Below are 234 nucleotides of genomic sequence, written 5' to 3'. Positions count from 1 at the left end.
TATTGTTCTTAGTTGATTTAGGGGGCGGAACGCCATTCTTCCAATCAAACACATTGTTTGAAGAACACAAAGACAAATGGGCAATCGTTAGTGGTTTGAACTTGCCTTTGTTGATCGAAGCATACGCATCTCGCTTCTCAATGGAATCTGCACATGAAATTGCAGCGCAGTTCATTGAAACAGCTAAAGAGGGCGTGAAAGTAAAACCAGAAGAATTAGAACCACAAGCAGCAC

Annotated in this window: 1 protein-coding gene; it reads left to right on the top strand. The window is 41.9% G+C overall.

Annotation, left to right across the window (positions count from 1 at the left end; all coding sequences use genetic code 11):
• Positions 1-234 (top strand): PTS sugar transporter subunit IIA (locus tag DVW83_RS15010; protein WP_446717775.1); only part of this gene is annotated, 234 nt, incomplete at both ends.

The organism is Enterococcus sp. VV15 (genome assembly GCF_005236045.1).
Classification (GTDB): Bacteria; Bacillota; Bacilli; order Lactobacillales; family Enterococcaceae; genus Enterococcus_B; species Enterococcus_B durans.
Note: the sequence above shows the minus strand (reverse complement) of the source record. Positions and strands in the feature narration are given on the sequence as shown.